Source organism: Halobacteriovoraceae bacterium, assembly GCA_020635115.1.
Lineage (GTDB): Bacteria > Bdellovibrionota > Bacteriovoracia > Bacteriovoracales > Bacteriovoracaceae > JACKAK01.
This window is the reverse complement of sequence record JACKAK010000007.1, coordinates 102,765-125,766: the sequence shown is the minus strand read 5'-3', so window position 1 is coordinate 125,766 and position 23,002 is coordinate 102,765. Positions and strand designations below refer to the sequence as shown.

General features: G+C 33.5%; 20 protein-coding genes. 11 read left to right on the top strand and 9 right to left on the bottom strand.

Annotation, left to right across the window (positions count from 1 at the left end):
• Window positions 1-11 precede the first annotated feature (11 nt).
• Both ggt and H6622_12225 read right to left on the bottom strand, forming a co-directional pair.
• Entirely contained in the window at window positions 12-1,697 is a 1,686-nt protein-coding gene (ggt, locus tag H6622_12230; protein ID MCB9062279.1) for a gamma-glutamyltransferase, read from the bottom strand.
• Window positions 1,697-2,083 carry a hypothetical protein gene (locus H6622_12225; protein ID MCB9062278.1) on the bottom strand — a complete coding sequence of 129 codons (387 nt, stop codon included), beginning with the start codon at window positions 2,081-2,083 and terminating at the stop codon, window positions 1,697-1,699. The genes ggt and H6622_12225 overlap by 1 nt, the downstream gene beginning before the upstream one ends.
• Between H6622_12225 and lipA the strand changes: the two genes are divergently transcribed.
• Together lipA and lipB are read left to right on the top strand one after the other, a co-directional pair.
• Entirely contained in the window at window positions 2,022-3,020 is a 999-nt protein-coding gene (gene lipA, locus H6622_12220; GenBank protein ID MCB9062277.1) for a lipoyl synthase, read from the top strand. The two genes, H6622_12225 and lipA, sit on opposite strands and share 62 nt — an antisense overlap.
• Window positions 2,992-3,675 (top strand): lipoyl(octanoyl) transferase LipB, encoded by a 684-nt coding sequence (gene lipB, locus H6622_12215; GenBank protein ID MCB9062276.1) that lies wholly within the window; start codon window positions 2,992-2,994, stop codon window positions 3,673-3,675. The genes lipA and lipB overlap by 29 nt, the downstream gene beginning before the upstream one ends.
• 83 nt (window positions 3,676-3,758) lie before the next feature.
• Here lipB and H6622_12210 read toward each other — a convergent pair whose 3' ends face one another.
• The gene (locus H6622_12210) at window positions 3,759-7,250 is read right to left on the bottom strand and encodes a hypothetical protein (GenBank protein MCB9062275.1); all 3,492 of its coding nucleotides are present in this window, start codon (window positions 7,248-7,250) and stop codon (window positions 3,759-3,761) included.
• Between the two features lie 287 nt (window positions 7,251-7,537).
• Here H6622_12210 and H6622_12205 point away from each other — a divergent pair, with 287 nt between their 5' ends.
• From H6622_12205 to H6622_12195, 3 genes are all read left to right on the top strand, one after another.
• Entirely contained in the window at window positions 7,538-8,587 is a 1,050-nt protein-coding gene (locus H6622_12205; protein ID MCB9062274.1) for a hypothetical protein, read from the top strand.
• A 122-nt stretch (window positions 8,588-8,709) separates the two neighbouring features.
• On the top strand, window positions 8,710-9,234 hold the full coding sequence (locus H6622_12200) for a MotA/TolQ/ExbB proton channel family protein (GenBank protein ID MCB9062273.1): 525 nt from the start codon (window positions 8,710-8,712) through the stop codon (window positions 9,232-9,234).
• 8 nt (window positions 9,235-9,242) lie between these two features.
• On the top strand, window positions 9,243-9,641 hold the full coding sequence (locus tag H6622_12195; GenBank protein MCB9062272.1) for a biopolymer transporter ExbD: 399 nt from the start codon (window positions 9,243-9,245) through the stop codon (window positions 9,639-9,641).
• Here H6622_12195 and H6622_12190 read toward each other — a convergent pair.
• From H6622_12190 to H6622_12180, 3 genes are read right to left on the bottom strand one after another with little or no spacing between them, the layout of a single operon-like run.
• Entirely contained in the window at window positions 9,638-10,783 is a 1,146-nt protein-coding gene (locus H6622_12190; GenBank protein ID MCB9062271.1) for a glycosyltransferase family 4 protein, read from the bottom strand. The genes H6622_12195 and H6622_12190 overlap by 4 nt on opposite strands.
• A 45-nt stretch (window positions 10,784-10,828) precedes the next feature.
• The gene (locus H6622_12185) at window positions 10,829-12,052 is read right to left on the bottom strand and encodes a LysM peptidoglycan-binding domain-containing protein (protein MCB9062270.1); all 1,224 of its coding nucleotides are present in this window, start codon (window positions 12,050-12,052) and stop codon (window positions 10,829-10,831) included.
• A 24-nt stretch (window positions 12,053-12,076) separates the two neighbouring features.
• The gene (locus tag H6622_12180; protein ID MCB9062269.1) at window positions 12,077-13,084 is read right to left on the bottom strand and encodes a hypothetical protein; all 1,008 of its coding nucleotides are present in this window, start codon (window positions 13,082-13,084) and stop codon (window positions 12,077-12,079) included.
• Window positions 13,085-13,113: 29 nt separating this feature from the next.
• Between H6622_12180 and H6622_12175 the strand changes: the two genes are divergently transcribed.
• Window positions 13,114-14,124, top strand: coding sequence for a J domain-containing protein (locus tag H6622_12175; protein MCB9062268.1), 1,011 nt, complete (start codon window positions 13,114-13,116; stop codon window positions 14,122-14,124).
• Here H6622_12175 and H6622_12170 read toward each other — a convergent pair.
• From H6622_12170 to H6622_12160, 3 genes are read right to left on the bottom strand one after another with little or no spacing between them, the layout of a single operon-like run.
• The gene (locus H6622_12170) at window positions 14,096-14,449 is read right to left on the bottom strand and encodes a response regulator (protein ID MCB9062267.1); all 354 of its coding nucleotides are present in this window, start codon (window positions 14,447-14,449) and stop codon (window positions 14,096-14,098) included. The two genes, H6622_12175 and H6622_12170, sit on opposite strands and share 29 nt — an antisense overlap.
• On the bottom strand, window positions 14,446-15,066 hold the full coding sequence (locus H6622_12165; protein ID MCB9062266.1) for a hypothetical protein: 621 nt from the start codon (window positions 15,064-15,066) through the stop codon (window positions 14,446-14,448). The genes H6622_12170 and H6622_12165 overlap by 4 nt, the downstream gene beginning before the upstream one ends.
• A gap of 2 nt (window positions 15,067-15,068) precedes the next feature.
• Window positions 15,069-15,437 carry a response regulator gene (locus H6622_12160; protein MCB9062265.1) on the bottom strand — a complete coding sequence of 123 codons (369 nt, stop codon included), beginning with the start codon at window positions 15,435-15,437 and terminating at the stop codon, window positions 15,069-15,071.
• A 101-nt stretch (window positions 15,438-15,538) separates the two neighbouring features.
• Here H6622_12160 and H6622_12155 point away from each other — a divergent pair, with 101 nt between their 5' ends.
• The 5 genes from H6622_12155 to H6622_12135 all read left to right on the top strand — a co-directional run bounded on the left by H6622_12155 (window position 15,539) and on the right by H6622_12135 (window position 22,911).
• The gene (locus tag H6622_12155; GenBank protein MCB9062264.1) at window positions 15,539-17,173 is read left to right on the top strand and encodes a hypothetical protein; all 1,635 of its coding nucleotides are present in this window, start codon (window positions 15,539-15,541) and stop codon (window positions 17,171-17,173) included.
• A gap of 109 nt (window positions 17,174-17,282) precedes the next feature.
• A complete protein-coding gene (locus H6622_12150) occupies window positions 17,283-18,695 on the top strand; it encodes an FAD binding domain-containing protein (GenBank protein MCB9062263.1) in 1,413 nt (470 codons plus the stop codon).
• Window positions 18,692-21,112 carry a molybdopterin-dependent oxidoreductase gene (locus H6622_12145; GenBank protein MCB9062262.1) on the top strand — a complete coding sequence of 807 codons (2,421 nt, stop codon included), beginning with the start codon at window positions 18,692-18,694 and terminating at the stop codon, window positions 21,110-21,112. Before H6622_12150 ends, H6622_12145 begins: the two co-directional genes overlap by 4 nt.
• On the top strand, window positions 21,093-21,869 hold the full coding sequence (xdhC, locus tag H6622_12140) for a xanthine dehydrogenase accessory protein XdhC (GenBank protein ID MCB9062261.1): 777 nt from the start codon (window positions 21,093-21,095) through the stop codon (window positions 21,867-21,869). The genes H6622_12145 and xdhC overlap by 20 nt, the downstream gene beginning before the upstream one ends.
• A 31-nt stretch (window positions 21,870-21,900) precedes the next feature.
• Complete coding sequence (locus tag H6622_12135; protein ID MCB9062260.1) at window positions 21,901-22,911, top strand: adenosine deaminase; 1,011 nt, start codon at window positions 21,901-21,903, stop codon at window positions 22,909-22,911.
• The last annotated feature ends 91 nt before the right edge of the window (window positions 22,912-23,002 follow it).

The window sequence follows — 23,002 nt, the reverse complement described above, 5'->3', positions numbered from 1 at the left end:
TTTTGTGAAATCTACAGGCCTGAGGCCATCCCTTCGCCTCTTGAATCTGATACTCCCATCAATTGATTTCTCGAATTTACTGAAATGGCCTGAACTCTACAACCAAGTTCTTTTTTTTGTAGGTCATAACCAAGTAACCTAAGCTCATCCATCATCTTTTCGGGAAAATACGGAGCTTCGACAAATAAGGTATCAGGAGACCATTGGTGATGAATTCTTGTTGCTTCAACTGACTCATATAAATTTTTTCCAAAAACCAGATGATTAAGAATTACTTGAGCTACACAAGTTAAGATTCTAGTGCCTGAAGGACTGCCTAAGGCCATTTTAAATTTTCCTTCACTATCAAAAATAATGGTAGGAGACATTGAACTTAGGGGCCTTTTTTGAGGTTCAACTAAGTTTTTATCACCTCCAATGGCCCCAAATAAATTACTTGCGCCGGGCCTTGTAGAAAAATCATCCATTTCATTATTAAGAACAATTCCTGTCCCCTTGGCAACAACGCCTGATCCAAAATAACCATTAATTGTTTGGGTTGAGGAAATAACATTACCTTCAGTATCTGCAATCGTGAAATGAGTGGTCTCAGGAGATTCATAAGGCCAAGGTTTACCAGGGGCCACACTACTTTGTTTTAATGCAACACTAGTCATTTTTTCACTGAGATCTTCTGCATATTCCTGTGAAGTTAAAGCTTTGACTGGTACTTTTACAAAATCTGTATCCCCTAAAAATTGAGATCTATCAGCAAAGGCCAACTGCATGGCCTGAGCTATTTTATGGATTGTTTGCGTTTTTTGAAAATCACTTTCTGAAAACTTAAATTTTTTCAAAATATTGAGAATTTGAATGATATGAATACCTCCAGAACTAGGAGGGCCCATTGAATAAATTTTATAGTTTCCTAAACTTCCAACGACTGGACTTCTTTTCACTGTCTGGTAATTTGTGAAATCTTCAAATGTTAAAATTCCATTCATTTTTTTACTATGTTCGATGATTTTTTTAGCAATCTCTCCTTGGTAAAACTCATTTTTCCCAAAATCAGAAATTCTCTTCAAGGTTTTTGCAAGATCACTTTGAACAAGCAAATCTCCGACACTGAGTAATCTATTATCTTTAAAAAAGATCTTTTTGCTTGAAGGATGTTTGGCGAGTTCATCTTTTCGGTACTCTAATGCTTTACCTAGTTCTGGGTAAACTTCAAATCCTTTTTGTGCTAACTCAATCGCCGGCCCTAAAACTTGTTGTCTTGATAACTTCCCATATTGTTCATGAATTTCCAAAACACCAGCAACGAGTCCAGGGACTCCGACTGAAAAAATACCATTTATTGACTTACCTTGGATTTCAGCTCCTGTCTTATCAAGAAACATTTTAGAGTTTCCTTTAATAGGCGCCTTTTCCCTAAAATCAAGTGTAAAGGGAGTCTTATCTTTTTTTGTTTTCCCTACTAAAAAACCTCCCCCTCCTAAACCTGTTGACTGTGGTCTCTCAACGGAGATAGTGAAACTTGCTGCAGCAAAGGCATCGAAAGCGTTTCCTCCTAGCTCAAACATTTTGATAGCGGCCTCAGTTGTATAAACTCCTTGTGACGTGACCATATATTGATTTGAAACTGTTTCATCAAGAGGAGAATTTTGTTTATGTGCACAGGAAGAAAATAAAAAAAAGAGAAGAAAAAATAACTTCATTAAAAATCTCCAGGTATATCTATATACTTTTCAACTCTCTCTAAACGTTTAATTAGAATATCATTTTGCTTTTTGAGAATTTCAACTTCTTTTAGCAAATTCTCCTGAGTTTTGGACTTTTTTTCTATTTCTTCTTTAATTTTACTTTGCTCTGGTGCTGTGTGTGTGACCCAATCGGAGACGCTTTCTAGTTGTTTTTCAATTTTATCAATACGTTGAAGCTTACTAAATCCTTGGTTAATACTTGTTTTGTAAGGCATCACCTTAGACTGTGCTGCTAGAAATGATGGCGCAACAAGTAAAAAAGGCCAGTAATGCTTAACGATGCTTGTGTATAATGTTAAAGAACACTTGAAAAAGATTTTAAGAGGAAAGAAAATGACCACATTAAAAGAAATGCGTAATAGTGCCCCCCAATTTGATAGAAAACCGAGTTGGATCAAAGTACGCCCTCCTGGTGGTAAGAATTATAACGACATCAAGGATATGCTAAAAGGTTTGAATTTGGCCACTGTTTGCCAAGAGGCACATTGTCCAAATATGGAAGAATGTTGGGGAGGAGGGACTGCAACTTTTATGTTAATGGGAGATACTTGCACTAGAGCATGTAAATTTTGTGCTGTAAAAACTGGAAATCCCGAGGGTATTTTAGATATCGATGAACCTCAAAAAGTTGGAAATGCTATATCAAAAATGAAGTTAGATTATGTTGTCCTCACAAGTGTCGACCGCGATGATTTGGCCGATTTTGGAAGCGAGCATTTTGCTAAAACTATTCGTACGATAAAAATGGGTAATCCTAAAATGATCATCGAAGTTTTAACTCCTGATTTTGGAGGAAGAAAAGAATTGGTTGAACATCTCTTAAAATCAAAACCAGATGTTTTTGCCCATAATATAGAGGTCGTCAAAAGGCTAACTCACCCAATTAGAGACAGAAGGGCCTCCTATGAAACCTCAATAAATGTATTAAAAATGGCAAAAGATTTTAATCCAAAGCAATACACGAAGACCTCTGTTATGCTGGGTCTTGGTGAATCAATGAGTGAAGTAATAGAAACGATGAAAGATTTGCGACAAGTAGGTTGTGATGTCATCACATTTGGACAATATCTAGCACCAAGTTCTAAACATGCTCCAGTGATGGAGTACATTAGTCCTGAAATTTTTAAAGACCTAGAGACAAAGGCCATGGAGATGGGGTTTCTTTATTGTGCAAGTGGACCACTTGTGCGTAGTTCTTACCGTGCAGGAGAATTTTTTATTAAAGGAATTATAGAAAAAAACAGATTAAATGAAAGAACAAATCACCCAACATTATAATAAGATGAAACTTATTGATCTTGGACTAATCGATTATCAAAAGGCCTTAGAGATTCAGCTTGAATATGTCGAAGATATAATCAAGGCCAAGAAAGAAGGATCTCCTTTCCAAGAGTGTCTTATCGTTTGTAGACATCCAAGTGTTGTAACACTTGGCCGCAAGAGTACTAAGGATGATTTAGTTGGGTGGAATGGCGCCCTCTATGAAATATCTCGAGGAGGTAAAGCGACTTATCACGGTCCTGGCCAAATTGTCATATACCCTATTATAGATCTTACTCTTAGAAATAATGATATTCATCTCTTTTTAAGATCCTTGGAAAAATCAATGGTAAGAGTACTAGAGTCATATGGATTAAACTGTTTTGGAGATGAACAAAACACTGGAGTATGGTTAAAAACAAATGGACAAACAAGAAAAATAGCTTCTATCGGAATTGCTCTCAAGCATTGGGTTAGTTATCATGGACTAGCAATCAATCTCTTTGAGGATGAACTTGCTTTTCAAGGGATTAACCCATGTGGGTTTGAAAAAGATGTAATGTGTTCACTTGAAGAAATTATAGGTCATCATTTTGACTATGATGATTTCAAAAATAAACTTATTAAAGAATTAGATATATGTTTATTAAATTTGAAGAAATCTTATCACTAATCAATTTGGTTAGAGTTTAATATTTAAATTTTATTAGATTTTTTGGACGAAATCTTTTGACTTTGATTCATTATCAAAGTGAGTTAATCAAAGTTAATATTTGTGGACACAGCATTAAGGTTTGTGGTTGAATTAATTTGTGTGGTATTTTCTCTACCTAATTGACCACGTTTGTTTGAACCGATGCATCTCAGTCCACCTGTGTTAACAATGGCGCATGTGTGTTCTTTTCCTGTGGCGATTTCTGTGAAGTAAACGCCCGCTCCTAGTTTTAAATAATAGGAAGTAGTATTCATTTCAATAGCGGTATCCCCAATATATTTTGAATCAACTCCTCCTGTAGCACCGTTTCCTAAGGCCCCCCATAGCTCACCATGATACCCCCAGCAACGGGATTGATTTGAATTGTTTACAACACAAAAATTATTCGCGCCAGTAATCAAATCTTCAACTTTACTATAAAAGGCAGAGTCAAATAAAATCGCTGATCTAGAGCTTATTAAAGTAGATGAATCATCATAAGTTAAACTTAAAGCATGTCCAAGCTGAGCATATTGATTATTTCCTACACATCTCACTGTTTTGTTATCAAACAAAGCGCATATACTTTCTGCAGCTGTAGCAAGTTTAATATAATTGAGCCCACTTGGTTTAGGTAAAACATGTAAAGAAGGAGAAATTTCCTCTGGACTATCACCTACGGCATCTGTGTTGTCAGAAGCACGTCCTAGACCACTTGAATTTTTCCCCCAACACAGTGGTTGTAGAGTATTTAAAAGAACACAAAAAAATCTTTCTCCGCCCACAAGTTGAACAGGCCATGTTCCGTTTTCTAGATTTAAATCAGCAGGCCTAAGATTGTTTCCCATTTCACTTGCACTATCTCCAATATATTCTGTTGATCCAATTCCAAGCTGGCCTTCATCATTTTTTCCCCAACAATAAATTTTAAGGTCATTTCCTAAAACACACACTGAGCCCCAACCCATTTTGTAACTAATTGGGACAGTTGCCCCAAGGTCGATATAGTTTAGGTTATCTCCAAGGTCTCCGCTCATAAGTCCCATTATCTTATTCTGATTTGAAATTCCCTGTCCTAAACTGCCATAAAGATTACTTCCCCAACATTTCATTTTATCATTTTCAAAACGAGCACAAGATCTTCCATCCCAGGCCAATTCAAAATCAACCATATCAGAGTCTGTACCCAAGTTAATAGTTTGCAAATTTACTCCCATCTCATTAGTTTCATCTCCAATATTATATTTAGAACCAATTCCAATTGCATTGAAAGATGATTTGCCTGAATCTCCCCAACATTTAAGATCTCCGTTGTCGAGTAAAGCACATGTTCGATCAGCAAGATGTCCTGAAAATATTTTTGAAACAGTTCTCCCTGATCCAAAATCTAATTCTGTTAAATTGTTTCCCATTGAAGTGCTGTTTGTACCTCTTATTTTGTAATCACCATAACCAAGTTGGCCGTTGTCATTATCTCCCCAGCAATAGACCTTGCCGATGTCTGATAATGCACAAGTATGGTTTTTACCTAGGGCCATAGAACTAATCACGACTCCACTTGGCAAAGAAACAGAAGGTAAAGAATTGCCCATATCACCTATATGATCTCCAACGACTAAATCAGTTGTCGCAATCCCTAATTGCCCATATGCATTCTTTCCCCAACACTTTACACTTCCAGTAGTAGAGACAGCACAAAAATGATAGTCGCCCCCATAAATTTTTACTGCAAGAAAGCTCCCTAAATCTAATTCATCCAAAGAAGTTCCCATTTCACCAATATCATCACCTAATTTATAGCTAGAAGAACCATTTGAAGAATCTAACTCAAGTCCAAGTTCACCACTTACATTACTCCCCCAACATTTTACTTTATTATCTGAGAGAACGACACAAGTAGAATAACTAGAAGCGGCAATATCTAAAATAGTTCTTGCTCCAATATTTATATCTGTCGTGATAAAACTATCAGTTTGTCCGTTATCTCCAATATAATAGTTTTGAAATCCGTCTTCTGTTTTGATTTCGTGTCCCATTTGACCAAATAAATTTGATCCCCAACAATAGAGATCATTGTCTATATCGACCCCACAATTATGGTCGCGTCCAACTGCGTATTTCACGAATTCAACTGGAATATTAATGGGAACATTTCCTGAAATCTCACCGGCCTGAGTGCCTAAAAAATCACCCGTATTAAGTCCTTTTCCAATAAATCGGCCATCACCCCAACACATTATTGTTCCTGGCCAAGATTGAACACTATTTACAAAGAGGCCACAAATATGACTATTTCCTAATTTTATCGATTTGGGTTCATAATCAGCACCTACAAGTGCATCATAGGAAGTGCTTGATATTTCATTTGCTTGATCTCCAATAATATATGTGTCATCAACAGACGTAGGTGCGACCTCTAGGCCAAAAATACCACCTGAGTTTAATCCCCAACATTTTGTTTTCCAGTTATCAAATACTGCACAAGTTCTATTTGAACTTAAAGAAACATCAATAACGTTATAACCCGGAGGTAATTGGATTGGATCTAGATTTGCTGGAACTTCACTTGGTTCATCACCAATAATATTTGAAGAATCAACAAATAGATCCTCACTGACTGCTCCAAAACATTTAAAACTTCCCTGAGAGTCCAATGCACAACTTGAATTCCAAACGACATCTGTGTGAATGATACTTTTTTCTGCAGGTGAATTATTATCAATAATTGTCATAATTTTTATGCCATTTTCTTGTGTAAAAATTGTAGTTCCAACCTCGTCATTAATGAGAGAAAGAATAAATCTTTCATTTTTTTCTTGGACAGAATCAGCTATTGCAGTAATTGGAATGAGATTTGAAATAGTGCTTCCGGCCGGTATAGTTAATGTCCCTGAAGTAAAGTCAATATCTCTAAGTCTTGCATTGTCCAGTTCAAAACTTCTAAGCCCGACCGATAGACTTGACCCAGAACAAGCATAAGGAATTTCAATATAGGCATTTATACTTGAGCCTTCCGTTATATTAGTTGAATCAACTTTTAAAATAGGTTGAAATAATGAATTAGGATCATCAGTAACAGTAACAATTGCGTTTGAGTTTGAACCAACTTTACCATTATTAATTGAAGTGATTTTAACTCTAAATGTTTTATCTTCTGAACATTTTTGGCCATCACTCAAAGTAGAAACGGTAAAGTTCTTCGAAAGACTCCCTGCGGGAAGGACAATACTTGAACTATAAGAATTAAAATCAGTTCCGGCAGTAGCAGTGATATTTTCCAGTGTATAGTTTATAGTGACATTTGCAGGAGGAACATTCTCATAAGCAGTTATGGTAATTGTTGCATTCCCTCCTTCCACAACACTTGAGTCTGAGAACTCAATCCTGGGAAGTTCTGAATCTGAAAGTCCAGTATCATTTGTCTCCGTCACTGAGCGTGTACTCTTAACTTCTTGTTCTCCTGTTGAAAAACAACTTGAAAATAATAAAGGAACAATCAAAAATATTTTTTGCAAAATTTGAAAAAGAATTTTGATCAATCTTTTATTATTCATATTTCTTATTCTAAAATTCAAACCAATATCTTAGTAATATTAATAACAATCCTCTTTATTTTTCGGTAGTTGACGAATTTTCTTTAGTATTTAAAAGGCAGTAATTTGTGAGTTAATTGCCACTTTTTTGAGATCTTTTTTAATTGATAACAGCTAGATGATTTATATACTGTCAAAGTTTTAGACAAATCCAAAATACCTCTTTTATTTAATTCAATAGCTTAAGTCGTTCTAATTATGGGCACACTATTTGCACAAAGATTCTATATTTATTAACGGGGGAACTCATGAAACTTATTTATTTTTTTCTAATTCTTTTAAGCTTTTCGTTAAAAGCTGATAATACGGCCTATATAACTTGTTTACAGTATGAATCACCTTCTGAATGCATTGATCTAAAAACAGACTCACCAGATAGCTATCTTTCAAATCCTGTAGATGAAGAGTCAGACTCATGGATTGATCGAAACAAGATTCGTCCAGGCAATACAACATTAGACAGATTAAAAGATCAAACCCAAAAAGATGATGAAGCAAATATCGATTATGAAAAAAAATATAATCTTATGAAAGAAAAAATTTCACAAACAACAATTTATCCGAATTTTTATGACATTAATGGAAGAATGGACAGTTTAAATCAATTTGCCACAAATATGTCTACTTTCAATAGTGATATACTTGGATGTTTAGCAAACATTAAACGCTCTTCAAAATCTGTAAAGAACGTAAAACAACGTTCAGATATTAATTATGAAATGGATTATTCTTTTGGAGAAGACACTGTTAATTTTTTATCTAAAATTACTCTGAATGCTATTAACAAAGACTATGATGAAATATCTACTAGTCGACTTGGGAATGGTGGACGAAAAAAATTATCTCCACTGTTTCAACCTTCTTTACTTACTTTTTTTCAAGAATATCAGATGCCATTTTTCAATGAGTCTTATTATTTTTATGAACAAGACCAAAATAGATGCAGTTTTTGGTTAGATCCTGAAATTAATCAAAATGATCCAAATGTTAGAATCGAAAAACTAGCAGTTAGTGATGATGATAAAGAAGCAAAAAAATGCTATCACTATATTTCATCAAGAAGAGTTGTACCTGAAGAATTAGATGAAATTAAAAAAATAGATCAATCAAAAGAAAAAATTAATTTTGAAATTATAGGACTTAAAGCTGACCAAGAGTATATTTGGACATTAGAAAGAAGAATATGCAATGGTGTGGTAATCAAAGAATTTGAAAAACAGTCCCTTTATATAGTTGATAAATGTGATTCATGTGAGAGTGGACAAACTGGATATATTCCTAACTCTCCACTTAATTAGTACTCGGTATACATCACCTATGTGGCCTGCGTTATGTAGGCCTTTTTTTTGATCGTACTCTTTCCTTGTTTAAGAATATCCTTTAGACTAATAGCAGTTCTAAAATCTAAGGGAGGAGTTTTATGCCATTAATTCACTATATCAACCAAGGAGGACCTATCATGTACTTGTTGCTGATATTGAATATTATTGGACTGGCCCTTATTTTTGCTAAAGTGCTTACTTTTAATAGAGAAAATAAAAACTTTGCCCAAACAGCTAAGGGCCTTAAAGGAAATATGGAGTCCACGCCAACAAAAGGAACAAATTCAGACTCAACAATAGAGTTGGCAAAACAAGAAATCTCTTATTATATCTCTGAACTTGAAAAAGGTCTGAATACCTTAAAAGTTATTGCTGCGGTCTCTCCACTATTAGGACTACTTGGAACTGTCATTGGAGTACTTATGGCCTTTCAGGTTATGTCTCAAACGGGACTCTCAGATCCCTCAAATTTTGCTGAAGGAATTTCTATGGCCCTTATTACAACTGTGGGAGGGATGATTGTAGCGATTCCTAATTTTATTGGACACAGCTATCTTGTTGGAATGCTAGATCGATTTGAAGTTAAGCTTGAAAAAGAACTGATGTCCAACATTCTGTCTTGAGGTGACAAGTGAAAAAACGCTCTCGCCAAACGGCCGCCCCTGAAATAACACCTTTAATCGATGTAGTTTTTCTACTTCTTATCTTTTTCATGACTTCTACAGTTTTTAAAAAAGATGAACTTGCTCTACTGCTCAATCTTCCCAAAACGGAACAAGGAGAAGGAAAATCAACCCAAAAATCAACCATTATTGAATTATCTCAAAATGAAGTTGCACTAAACGGTAAAAAACTAACCCTCGATACAATTGAAAATGAAATTCGATCATTCACAGATAAAAAACAGGCCATACAGTTGCGAGTTGATCAGAAAGTTGAGTATCTTAGACTTGTCAAAATTTTGGATTTATTAAAGAGAAATAAACTTACCAATTTAGAGCTTGTCACTGACTTAGAAAACAATCGTTAAATAATCTTTTTATAAAGATCAATCATATTTTGAGTTGTATTTTTGATTTCAAATTTTTGAACATACTCTAATCCCTTAGAGCTCATTCTATCTCTTAGACTTATGTCCTTTTCAATTTCAATCAGTCTCATGGCCAGCTCATCTATGGATTCTTGAGAGTGTGTGTCAATATAAATTGAGTCTGGGCCAGCAGCTTCCGGAAAGCATGAACCTTTACTCGTAATAACAGGAGTGCCACTGAAAAGAGCTTCAATAATTGGAATTCCAAATCCTTCAAATAATGAAGGATAAACAAAAGCTAAAGCACCTTGATAAAGTGCTGGAAGGTCATTATTTTCGATATTTCCCAAAAAAAGAACGTCGTCAAACATGCGAAGTTTATCTACTCGAGTTCGACACTTCGTTTGGTATTCTTTCCCCGCACCAGCTATAACAAGTTGGTAATGTCCATACAGACCACTTCTGTGAAAGGCATCAATCAAAGTTAAAACATTTTTTCTTTCATTTAAACTTCCCACATAGAAAAAATATTTTTTATAGATATGGTGCTTGTTAAGTACATTTTGAATAATATATCTTTCCAATTTCTCATAAAACATTGGCGAGCACGTTTGATAAACAACTTGAATTTTTTTTTCTGGTACATTGAGAAAATTGATGAGATCCCTTTTCGTTTGCTCACAGATTGCCACAATAACATCTGCACATTTGCAAGCATATTTTATTTTTTTAAGATAGGTTGTTCGATCAATGGTCTTAAAAAAATGAGGAAATCGCATGAAAATAAGATCATGCATAGTGACAATCTTTTTTAATTTACAATGATGAATTCCAAAAGGTAGTTCATGACTTAGGCCATGGTATATATCGAGATGATATTTTTCCAATTCTCTGGAAATAAAGACAGAGCGCCATAGTGAAGAAAAATTTTTTCCCATTATACCTGCTGGAGTTATAACATTTTTCATCTTAATATTTTGTTCACCCCAAAAAAGAAGTTCATTATTTTTCAAGGGGGGTGAAAAATAGAGATACTCATGCTGTGGAAAATATTTTTGAAGCCCCACAAACAAGTTTCTTGAATAATTACCAAGTCCAGTATTGTTATGGAAAGCGCGTTTCGCATCAAATCCTATTCTCATTTTTCTGCCCGTGACATGTACTAATGGAAAGAAGAATATATCTGTTTAAATATTATTTGGCACATAAATCTTTTGACCAACATATATATTCGTTGTTTTTAATTTATTCATTGTCTGTATTTTTCTTATCTGAGTTTTAAACTTCGCAGCAATCTTATTAAGATCATCACCTCTTTTGACAGTATAAGGTATCTGAATAGATGATCTTTCTATTCTAATGAGTTGACCAGGATAGATTTTGGGCCTTCTGAGTCTATTTAAGTCTAGAATACTAGTAACTGAAACATTGTATTTTTTTGCTAGTAGGCCTAAGTTTTCACCTTCGATTACTTTATGAAACTTTATTCCCCTCCAGTTCATATCTGTTTGTTGAGTAAAATTTTCAAAAGTAGTTTTACTATCCATTATACGACCAATTTTTTTCATAGCATTTTCATACTCCTGAGGAAGATAAAGGGAAAAAGGGTTTTTTCGACTTACTTTTACCCATCTGGCCTTAATATCTGGATTATATTTAAGAATTGTTTCAGTATCGATATTGGCATTTCTGGCCAAGTTATTTAAATCAAAAGATCTATAAATTTTTACTTTTTTTAATTTATCAAATGAATCAGAAAAATTTAATTCTCGTAGCCCGAACTCTTTGGGGTTTTCAAAAATTTCACGAGCGGCCGCGATTTTTGGAACATAAAACATAGTCTCCTTCGGAATAAGTTTTTTATGTACAAGCTCTCTATAGTCTCGTGTATTTCCTTTTTGAATTGCACGAATTATTTTATACGGGCCGGCATTGTAGGAACAAAGGGCAAGTTCCCAATCTCCAAAAATATTAAAAAGATCCTTAAAATATTTTGCGGCAGCGTGAGTTGATTTAACAATATTATGTCTCTCATCTACTAAACCATCAACTCTTAGACCTGTTTCTTTGGCGGTAGACTTCATAAACTGCCAATGTCCTTCAGCACCTGCAGAGCTTTTTATTTTAGAGTGATATCCTGATTCTATTAAACCTACATAAAACAAATCTTCAGGTAGCCCATGAGATTTAAATATACTTTTCACAAGGTGATAGTACTTGGCACCATTATTCATTTGACGCTGAAATCTCTCTTGGGATCTTTCTGTAAAATAATTTATCCAAAAATCGAATTTTCTTTTTTGATAGACAAGTCCAAGTCCATCTATTGAATCAGTAACACTGTTCGCAGAGACTGACAAATTTAGACAAATTAATATTATAAACCCTGTAAAAATCCTTTTTACATTCATATCATCCACTCCTTGGATACTCAATTAGTATACACTTAGTTGGGTTTGACTAAAAGGCTGTGAAAGATAAATCTTGTCTTGTTGAGTAGATAGGAGTTTAAAAGGTTCATTTTCAATAAAGAAAAAACCATCAAGGTCGAAATAATCAACAGATTCATTTAATAATAAGGCCTGTGAAATACCTAAAGATGTTTCAATCATGCATCCGATCATTACCTCCAATCCTAATTTTTTGGCCTGCTGTATTTGATGGGTTAAATTTTTAATTCCACCCGACTTGCTAAATTTAAAATTCACACCATGGGCCATATTTTGGTAATCCTCGGTTATGGCCTGATGAGTGATATTTTCATCTAAGATAATTTTCATAGGTAGTTGATTGGATTTTACTCTAGTAAAAAGGTCTATATATGTTTGCTTGTTCTTAGCGCTAAATGGTTGTTCAAAGAACTGAACTTTACTTAAATTTATCTTTTGGGTGAATTCTAAAAATTCGTTTAAATTCAAGAATGATTCATTAGCATCAATACGCAATTTTTGATGTGTTGCTAAAAATGTTTCAACAAGATTTACAAACTCAGCAGAATTATTCTTATCAATTTTAACCTTGATGTAAGTAAAATCCTTGAGATTAAATTGTTTAAAAAATTTCTCAAATTCGCTAAAGTCAAGTATAGGTATTGACTGAGATGTTTGACACTTAACATTATTTGCATTTTCTAAGTCTGATTTTGATATAAAACTTTGAACTAATGCCGACATAAATGAATTTGTGAATGTGTTGTCATTTAGTTGAGAAAATAGATCATCAATATTTTTACAATTTGAAGAAATCAAATTTAATTTTTCAAAATCCTTTTGAACTTTTTGAGGACTATCCCCATAGTAGGAATTTGGCGCTATTTCCCCCATGCCTAAGAATCCTTCTTGCTCATGAAAGAGTATATAATTCAATTTTTGTCTTGAAGATCCTCGTGAAATCTTCCAATCTACTTTTAAATTTAAGGGCAATTCTTTAAGAAAAAACTTCATATTATTGATTATAATATATAATTGTATTTATGGATAGAATCATTGAGTTTCTTAGTTATACACTCCCTATTGTTTTTTTTACTTTTATTTTTTCAAAAGTAATCGCCACGATAATACAACAAATCTATGAGAAAAAAATCAACAAGAAAAAGGATCACAAAATTAATTTAGATGTAATGATTGAAAACCAAAAAAAGCTGATGCAGTCACAAAATACAAATATGCCAGAGTTTAAAAACACAAAACAAAAAGAAACTAAGAAATATATGTATGAGATTCAAGAAATTTACAATAGTAGATTAAAATCGATTTCTCCATTAGAAGACAAGCAAGAGTTTCAAGATATTGCTGAGTTTCTAAAAGCAATTGATGATTTGGCATGGGGGGGGGGTGAATTTTATACAGCGATCTTGAAACAGTTAAAAAATAAATATTTTTTGGAAGTAGATATTCCAAATATTACAAGTCTTTTCAGATTAGTCATTACTGGAAATGATATTTTACAACTAAAAAATTTGAGACAACTTCCTTCAACTGATCATTTTAGAAAACTAATTTGTGCAAACTGTATTTTAGAATCATTTTATGATAGTGATTTATCTGAATATTTCATTGAGCAAATTGCTAAAAAACTTTCAACTCTTCCTGCAACACTAAAGAAATGTATCGTCAAATTCAAAGAAAAAAAGGAAAAGATTATAATATTCTCATTTATTGATAAATCCTCCCTTTATACTCCTAAAGAATTATTTTCTGAACTCGAAAAATTATGTCGTTTTGAAGAAGTCCTCATCGAACTTCCTGAGCTAAATAATAAAAATGACATAACGACTGCTAAAGAAATATTTAAGATTAAGAATGATATACCTGACAAAAAAGAGCTAAAAAAAATATATCTCAAACTTGCTAAAAAATATCATCCAGATAGTTTAGATATAAATTTAAAAAACGAAGAAACCTCAAAAGTATCCCAAAAAAATTTCCAGAAATTAAAAGATGCTTATGAAATTCTTAAAAGTTCTTATCAAAAAAATTCGTAATTTGTTCTTGAGAGATTGGTTTTTGAATGTAGAACACTCCATCTGGAACTCTTTGTTTTCCAGTCATATATGCTGAACTTGCTGAGATAATTGCTGTTTTTGGAACATCATATTCATGAATGGCCTCTTTAATAAAATCTATTCCATTCATTTCTGGCATATTATAGTCAGAGATTACGAGATCAAATTTTTGTTTTTTTAAAATTTCAAGCCCCTTAATACCATCGAGGGCCATGCTGATTTTATATTCGCTATTATATGCAAGAATCATTTCTGCAAGTCGCTTAAGGGCAAATTTTGAGTCATCGACAATTAAAATATTCATTTTTCACCAAATAATTTTTTGTGATACTCGTTTACAAAAGACAGGAGCTCTTCAATTCTGGAACTCTCAAGTAATAATGAAATGACTATATCCAGAGGGTTATCTCCAATATTAAATTTAGACTTAATATAAAGAATATTCGTTTCTTCTTTGTCTAGATATTCACTTAAACAATCTTCAATTTTTCCGTATTTCAAATTCGGTAGCCCTGTTTCAACTTGGGCCGAGAAAATGTTTCCGATCGTTCCAATTCCGGCGTTTAAAACAATATTTGCAACTTCCTTCAAAGCATCAATATCATCTTCTGATAACGTATCAGGAACTATTTCTTCTCCAGTTAAAAGTTGAGCTAGTTTTTGAGAATCTTCAAAAGAATAAACCATTAAACTATGCCCTTCAAATGGGCCTGTGTAGTCAAGTTCAACCGTAGTAACTTTTTTTGCTTTCTGTTCTATAATTTTAAACATTTCATTTATGCTTAAAATAAGAACATCTGGCACGTCCAAGTGAACTTCATATTTATTTCCAAGTAATATCGCAAACGAATTTGCGGCCTTTCCAATACCTTGATTGAAAGATTCTGCCAGAATATCTTTTTGTTCATCAGTTAATTGCAAACTTACTCTCCAGTAAATGTTTCCATGATTTCTTCAAATTTTTCAATAGTTAGAGGTTTCTCTATAAATGTAAGTCCTGCAGATTCGGCCTTGGCCCGAACCATTTCTTGGACATTTGCTGTACATAGAACCATTTGAGAGTATGGTATTTTTTCAGATATTTTTTCAGAAAGCTCAACTCCATTCATTCCCTTCATATTATAATCAAGTATTGCACCAAGGAAATTTTCAGTGGAAGACATGACAATTTCAGTGGCCTCTTCCCCTGAACTTGCTGTAATAACCTTAATATCTGGAAATGTTTCATTGCAGAAATATGTAATTTGTTTTTGAATGGTTTTACTATCATCAACAACGAGAATGGATTTCATGCTATTTCCTTTAGACAATAATTTTGGTTCACTTTTATTAATCTTATTGTCTGTTAAAATGGTATTCAGATCAATAAGAATTTATATACTTAGGACAAGAAATGAATGAAGAAATACTGACGAATTCACTCTACAAACAATTAGTAGAAATCATTAGCGATACAAATGGAGTCTCTCTCAATGACACTTTGGAACTACTAAGTTATTCTCAAGAAATAAAGGTCAATCCACAACTTGACAAAAGTACGCAAGAATTTAGAAGGCTACTCAATGGTTTTCAGCAGGATGAGGTTGATATCTCAACTCTTTTGAGACACAGTGTGTCTCAAGCTTTATTTCAATTCTTTAAAACTTTTCCTTTAAAATATCATGAAGATCATATACATCTCACTGGTTCTCTCACTGCTGATTTTCTCTATCCTTATCTAGAAAAGCTACTCTCAAGCAAAGATGCCAAAATTTACGAACAAAAAATATCACAGGCCTATGGTAAATTATACAAAGGCATAAAAAATGTCAGTGATGTGGATCACCTCATAAGATTGCAAGAGGGTGAGCAATTTATGACCTATTTAAAAATATTGTATCTCCCAAAACTTGTTCTCACAAATAGGTTAATGCATAAAAAGGCCGCTTATCATATGGCCAGCGAGCTCTACAATAATTATAACGTAGGAAATATAAGACTAAAATTCACCCTCTCTCGGGCCACAAACATTGAAAACGAAAAAATACCTGGTATTGAACAAATTACAGAAACTGATGTTGTTTTGGGTTTAAATGATGGTTTTAAAGACTTTCAAAAAGAACATCCAGATTTTGATTATGTTCTTTCACCTTGTTTTAGAAAAGAGGCCGATTTTTTTGATGGTGAACATTTTGAAAGTAAAAAAGATCATTTTAACCATCAGGTCGATCAACTCTTAAATATTATCAAAAAATTTCCGGAACTAAAGGACAAACTAGTTGAAGTAGACACAGTAGGAAATGAAAAAGAGTTATACCGAAAAAGACATTTTGAAGAAATGAAACAAGGGCTCAGAAAATTGCAATTAAATGGGATGAGAATAAGATCGCATCATGGAGAAACATGGAAAACATTAAAAAAAGGAATTCAATCTGTTGATAACTCTATGAACATTTGGCATATCGATACGTTAGAACATGGATTGAGTTTAGGAATAAATCCAAATTATTACTTTCATAGACTTTATCAAAGAATTATTGATCTTAATGCAGTGAAGATCCCCATTTTAAAAAACACTAGTGAGTATTTAGAATTATTAGATATGCAATGGAATGATCCAAAAGTTAAAGAAAAACTACTTAAAGGACAAGTACTCACAGAAAAAGAAAAAGAAATTTTTTTGAAAACAAAATTTCATACTGCAACAGAAGTAGAACATTACCAGCATGATGTTCTCAATAGAGTCATTCAGAAAAATGTTTCCTTAGTTGCCCTTCCCACTTCAAATATGAAACTCACAGGCTCTTTCCCTGATTACAAAGATCATCCATTTTCATGGTGGGAAAAAAAAGGAGTTAGACTTGGAGTTGGTACCGATAACTATATTACGCTCGATACAAACTATATTGAGGAGATGTTAAAAATTCTTTATTCTGATCCAGATAATTTAAAAATCACCAAACTTCTGATGATTTGTACAAAAGAAAACCGAAGGGCCTATATTGGACATCTCTTATGGGAAATGCGAAAAAAGCTAAAATGTGAGTAGAGCATTTAGTTACGCATAACGCTAACTCTATAATTTTGTAAGATTAAAACTTGTCTTTATCTAGTTATTTAAAGACAATGAGTGATTAATTTAACAGATAGGAATTCATGTGATCCAATTTTATTTAAATGGCAAGTTATGTGAAGTTGATCATTTTTACTCTGATTTGATGCTTTCAGACTATATTAGAAAAGAACTTTGTTTAACAGGTACAAAAGTAGTTTGTGCAGAAGGCGACTGCGGCGCTTGTACAATCCTTTGCTTAAATCCCCTCAAGGATAATGCCTTTTTCGCAATTAACTCCTGTATTACACCTCTTCCAACTGTCCATGGAATGCATATTTTAACAATAGAATCTCTTGAAAATAATGATACTCTACATCCTGCGCAAGAGTCTATTCTTAAGAATCATGCAACACAGTGTGGTTTTTGTACTCCTGGATTTGCAATGTCTCTAGCAGGTTTATGTGAGAAAAAAATCAGTAAAAAAGAAAATATTGTATCTGTAAAGGAATGCAAAAATTATTTAACAGGAAATTTATGTCGATGTACAGGTCTTGATTCTCTAGTCAAAGCTGGCCAGTCGATGGAAATAAAAAGAGAGACGAGTCTTAAAGAAAGATATCATACTCTATCAATTGAAAATGAGCTCCTTACTATCTGCTCAAAAGATTTATTAATTGAATCAGAAAATTTAATTTGCTTTATCCCCACAAGTTATGAAAAAGCTCTAGATTTTTTGGCCTTAAATCCTGATGCAATAATCATGGCCAACGCAACTGACCTCGGGGTTATGCAAAATAAAAGAAATCTAAAGTTAAAAAAATTCTTAAGTTTACATCTTATTAAAGAATCCTATGATCTCATCAATGATCACGGTTTGGTTAAAATAGGATCTAAAGTAAGTATAAATAGTTTTAGAAACTTTTTAGAAGTTCATTGCCAAGAATATGCACGTTATTTGAATATTTTTGCATCACCTCAGATTAAAAATTCTGCGACCGTTGTCGGAAATATTGCAAATGCCTCACCTATTGGTGATAACGCTCCAGTTCTGTTGAGTTTAGATGCTGAGCTTGAAATAATTTCAAATGGCCAACAACGTAGAGAAAAATTATCTGATTTTTTCATAAATTATAAAAAAACCAGTCTTGGACAAGGGGAGATTATTAAAAATATTCAATTTAATTTGCCTCAAAATAGAATATTAAAATTTGTTAAAAGCAGTGTTAGAAAAGATTTAGATATATCTACAATTAATTTGGCCTTTAATATCAAATTATCAGGTGAACAGGTTGAAGATGCTCTGATTGCTGCAGGTGGAGTTGCCCCTATTCCGTTAAGATTAAAAAGGACAGAGAATTTTTTAATAGGAACAGATATTTCAAAAATTAATTTGGAAGATTTATGTGAAATTGCTTTAAAAGAATTTGAACCGATATCTGATATAAGAGGTTCAAGTAGTTATCGAAGAGTTTTATTTAAAAATAAATTAAAGCGCACTTTAGGAGAATTGAGATGAGTATTCCCCACGACAGTGCTCAAGGCCATGTTAGAGGTAAATCTGAATACATAGATGATAGGTCCATGCTCAAAAATGAACTTTATGCAGACGTACTCTACTCACATCGGGCCCATGCCAAAATTTTAAATATTGATTTTTCTAAAGCATTAAAAAATAAAAATATCATTGCCGTTTTTACGGGTAAAGATTTTCATTACAATTTTTGGGGAGCTATCTTTCAAGATCAACCCATCTTGGCCACTGACATTTGTCAGTATGCCGGAGAACCCATTGCAATTATTGTTGGTAAAAATTTGAGTGATGTACAGTACTCAAAAAAATTAATTCAAATCACTTATGAAGACATTCCAAGTATTCTCTCAATCGAAGAAGCAATTGAAGCTAACTCGTTTATTGGAGAAAAGAGGATCATTCAAAGAGGAAACTTTAACGATTCATACCAAAGTGCAGAACATAAGATCGAGGGAACTCTTGAAATTCAAGGTGCAGAACATTTTTATCTCGAAAATCAATCAAGCATTGTTTATCCACTAGAAGATGGCCAACTTGAAATTCATACTTCTTCTCAACACCCAACTGAGACTCAACATACAGTCGCTCACGCCCTCGGAATCGATCAAAAAGATGTTGTATGTATAGTAAAAAGAATGGGAGGGGGTTTTGGAGGTAAGGAGTCACAGTCGGCCCCATTTGCAGCGATGTCCGCATTGTGCGCGAAAAAATTAAATGTTCCAGTTCGTCTATGTTTAACAAAAGATGATGATATGATTATAACTGGAAAGCGAAATCCTTTTAAAATTAATTATAAAGTTGGATTTAACCAGAAAGGAACTATTAATGCGCTAAAGGTTGATCTCTTTTCAGATGCTGGAGCTTATGCCGACTTAAGTACGGCCATCATGGAAAGAGCAATGCTTCATTGTGATAATGCATACTTTATACAAAATATGTTAGTTGCTGGACAAGTTTGTAAAACAAATCATCATTCTAATACTGCCTTTAGAGGATTTGGTGGCCCTAAAGGTGTGTCTACAATTGAAAGAATTATTGAAGAAATTTCTCACTATCTTAAAATTGACCCATTAGAAGTTCGGAAATTAAATCTTTATACTCCTGTTAAAAATATCACTCATTATGGACAAGAAGTTAAAAATAATAAATTAGAAGAACTATTTAAAAAGGCCCAAGAATCCTTTGAATACGATTTAAAGAGAAAACAAATAGAACAATTCAATCTTTCTAATGGCAGATACCTCAAAGGACTTTCTTTAACGGCCGTTAAGTTTGGAATTTCCTTTACGACAAGATTTTTAAATCAAGCGAATGCTTCAATCATTATACATCAGGATGGAACGGTTCAAGTTGCAACAGGAGCGACAGAAATGGGCCAGGGAGTGAATACGAGAATTGGCCAGTTAATTGCTAGTGAGTTAGGGATTTCAACATCTCAAATACGATTAATGCCCACTAGAACTGATAAAAATGCCAACACTTCACCCACAGCTGCTTCTTCAGGTACTGATTTAAATGGAGCAGCAGCACTTTTGGCCGTAAGAAAAATAAAATACAGATTATCTCAACTTGCTCTTAAAGTTTTTGAAATCCCTGAAGAGAAATGGGCAAAAAACACATCTGGTTTGGGAAGCCAACCTGAAGTTGAAGTTTCAGAGATAGATCATTTGAATGATCCCAATGCAGGGGCAGACTGGAAAAGTGGTGTCGCTCAGTATTTCAATGTAGATTTCAGAGAAAATAGAGTTTTGTATCAAAAAAAATCTATTCATTTTTCAGATCTTATACTTGAGGCCTATTTGAATAGAATAAGTCTAAGCGATTATGCTCATTATAAAATACCAGGTATAGAGTTTAATAAATTAACAGGACAGGGAAATGCATTCTTATATTTCACTCAAGGAGTGGCCTTAAGTGAGGTGATTATTGATAAAGACAGTGGAGAATTAAAAGTAAGTAGTTCCCAAATTTTAATGGACTTAGGCAGACCTATTAATGAATCCTTGGACAAGGGACAAATTTCAGGAGCATTTATACAGGGAATGGGTTGGGTGACAAGTGAAAACCTGGTTTACAATGATCAGGGTTTTCTCCTCACTCACGCACCAAGTACATATAAAATTCCTAATATTCAAGATATACCCAGGCACTACACAATTGAGTTATTAGAAAATGATGAAAATTATATGAATGTGAGAGGAACCAAGGCAGTTGGAGAGCCACCTTTGCTTCTTGCTATCAGTGTGTGGACTGCAGCGCAAAATGCATTAACCTATTTAGATCATTACAAGAATAAATATCCTTTGCTTGATATACCAGCAACAAACGAGAGAATTTTAAGAGCAATTCATCCTGATGAATTTTTGAAGTGGGATAAAAAAAATGTTTCAAAGAGCAATTGATTTATTGAATAAAAACCAATCTTTTGTCATGGTGACCCTTATAAGTGTTGATGGTTCTGCCCCACAAGACCCGGGAGCAAAGTGTATTGTAACCAATGATGGACTAGATTTGGGCACAATTGGAGGTGGAAAGGTTGAAGCACGTGCGATTGAGTTTGCACAAATGATGTTATCAAAAGAAACTTTGAAATCTCCCTATTTAGTCAAATGGAATTTACAAAAAGATATTGGAATGACTTGTGGTGGAGTCGTTCAGCTATTATTTGAATCTTTTCCAGGAAGATCCTGGCCAGTTGCTATTTTCGGAGCAGGACATGTATCCCAAGCACTTACAAAATTCTTATCAAAACTCAATTGTCAAATTACAGTTATTGATGATCGCTTAGAATGGTTAAGAAAATTAGACAATGTTCAAATTATTCATAGCGCTAATGTCAAAGAAATAATTTCCAATTTTAATCAGAGAACGTATTTCCTTTGTATGACCAAAGGACATAGCAGCGATGTTTCGTTTCTCCGTGAAATATATCTTCAATTTCCAAATGCTCCATATGTTGGTGCGATTGGATCACTTTCTAAGAAAAATACAATTTCAAAAGAATTGAAAAGTTTAGGAGTAAGTGATGAATTTATAAATCGATTACATATTCCATTAGGTCTACCAATTGGAGATAATTCTCCTGAAGAAATATCTATTTCAATTATAGCTCAACTCTTGCAAGTCAGAGATTTACTATCAAAACAGAATCGGCAATAATAGTTTAAATAAAATGAAACGAGGTGCAGGAATGGAAAGTCTAAATGAATTTATTGAAAAACTACCTAAAGCAGAACTTCATTTACACATTGAAGGTTCTTTGGAACCTGAGCTTATGTTTGAATTATCAAAAAGAAATAATATCAATATTCCTTTTAATTCAGTTGAAGAAGTAAAAGCTGCTTACAACTTCCATAATCTTCAATCTTTTTTAGATATATATTATCAAGGGGCGAATGTTCTCATCAAAGAACAAGATTTTTTCGATTTGACATGGGCCTATATTTTAAAGTGTAAAGAAGACAATGTGGTGCATACTGAAATCTTTTTTGATCCACAAACACATACTGATAGAGGAATTGAATTTGATACTGTAATCAATGGAATTTTTAATGCATTGGAAAAAGCACGAGTTGATTTTGGGATTTCATCGAGAATTATTATGTGTTTTTTAAGACATTTAGATGAAGATTCGGCCCAAAAGACTTTGGATATGGCCCTTAAACATAAGGACAAAATTAAAGCAGTAGGTCTTGATTCTTCAGAGGTAGGTCATCCTCCGAGTAAATTTGAAAGAGTTTTCAAAAGAGCAATCCAAGAAGGTTTTCTGACTGTTGCTCATGCTGGAGAGGAGGGACCTACGGAATATATTTGGGAAGCAATAAATCTTCTAGAAGTGAAGAGAATTGACCATGGAGTGCGGAGTTTAGAAGATGAGCGTTTAGTTGAACAACTTGTTGAAAAACAAATTCCTCTCACAGTTTGTCCTTTATCAAATGTAAAACTATGTGTTTTTGACAAGCTTGAAGATCATAATCTAAAAAAACTTTTAAATAGAGGCCTAGTCGCGATGATAAATTCTGATGACCCCTCTTATTTTGGTGGATATTTGGGAGAAAATTTTAAACAATGTGCAAGAGCTCTAGATCTATCAAAAGAAGATTTGAAACAACTGGCGATAAATTCATTTAAGGCATCTTTTTTAGAGAGAAGTGAAAAAAATAATTGGATAGATAGGATCCAAAAACTTTATTTTGATTAAAAGAAGACATTAAGTCTTTTCTTAATGCTAACGGTACAGAATCCACATCCTAGTCATTTTAACACAAAATCCTTACGGGGAAATTGTCCGG

Bases quoted from the DNA above. Each gene is read 5' to 3' on its own strand.
- H6622_12190 (MCB9062271.1), bottom strand. From the start codon at position 10,783: ATGAGAATAGGATTTGATGCGAAACGCGCTTTCCATAACAATACTGGA.
- H6622_12185 (MCB9062270.1), bottom strand. From the start codon at position 12,052: ATGAATGTAAAAAGGATTTTTACAGGGTTTATAATATTAATTTGTCTA.
- ggt (MCB9062279.1), bottom strand. From the start codon at position 1,697: ATGAAGTTATTTTTTCTTCTCTTTTTTTTATTTTCTTCCTGTGCACAT.
- H6622_12210 (MCB9062275.1), bottom strand. From the start codon at position 7,250: ATGAATAATAAAAGATTGATCAAAATTCTTTTTCAAATTTTGCAAAAA.
- H6622_12205 (MCB9062274.1), top strand. From the start codon at position 7,538: ATGAAACTTATTTATTTTTTTCTAATTCTTTTAAGCTTTTCGTTAAAA.
- lipB (MCB9062276.1), top strand. From the start codon at position 2,992: ATGAAAGAACAAATCACCCAACATTATAATAAGATGAAACTTATTGAT.
- H6622_12170 (MCB9062267.1), bottom strand. From the start codon at position 14,449: ATGAATATTTTAATTGTCGATGACTCAAAATTTGCCCTTAAGCGACTT.
- xdhC (MCB9062261.1), top strand. From the start codon at position 21,093: ATGTTTCAAAGAGCAATTGATTTATTGAATAAAAACCAATCTTTTGTC.
- H6622_12155 (MCB9062264.1), top strand. From the start codon at position 15,539: ATGAATGAAGAAATACTGACGAATTCACTCTACAAACAATTAGTAGAA.
- H6622_12145 (MCB9062262.1), top strand. From the start codon at position 18,692: ATGAGTATTCCCCACGACAGTGCTCAAGGCCATGTTAGAGGTAAATCT.
- H6622_12180 (MCB9062269.1), bottom strand. From the start codon at position 13,084: ATGAAGTTTTTTCTTAAAGAATTGCCCTTAAATTTAAAAGTAGATTGG.
- H6622_12200 (MCB9062273.1), top strand. From the start codon at position 8,710: ATGCCATTAATTCACTATATCAACCAAGGAGGACCTATCATGTACTTG.
- lipA (MCB9062277.1), top strand. From the start codon at position 2,022: ATGCTTGTGTATAATGTTAAAGAACACTTGAAAAAGATTTTAAGAGGA.
- H6622_12135 (MCB9062260.1), top strand. From the start codon at position 21,901: ATGGAAAGTCTAAATGAATTTATTGAAAAACTACCTAAAGCAGAACTT.
- H6622_12175 (MCB9062268.1), top strand. From the start codon at position 13,114: ATGGATAGAATCATTGAGTTTCTTAGTTATACACTCCCTATTGTTTTT.
- H6622_12160 (MCB9062265.1), bottom strand. From the start codon at position 15,437: ATGAAATCCATTCTCGTTGTTGATGATAGTAAAACCATTCAAAAACAA.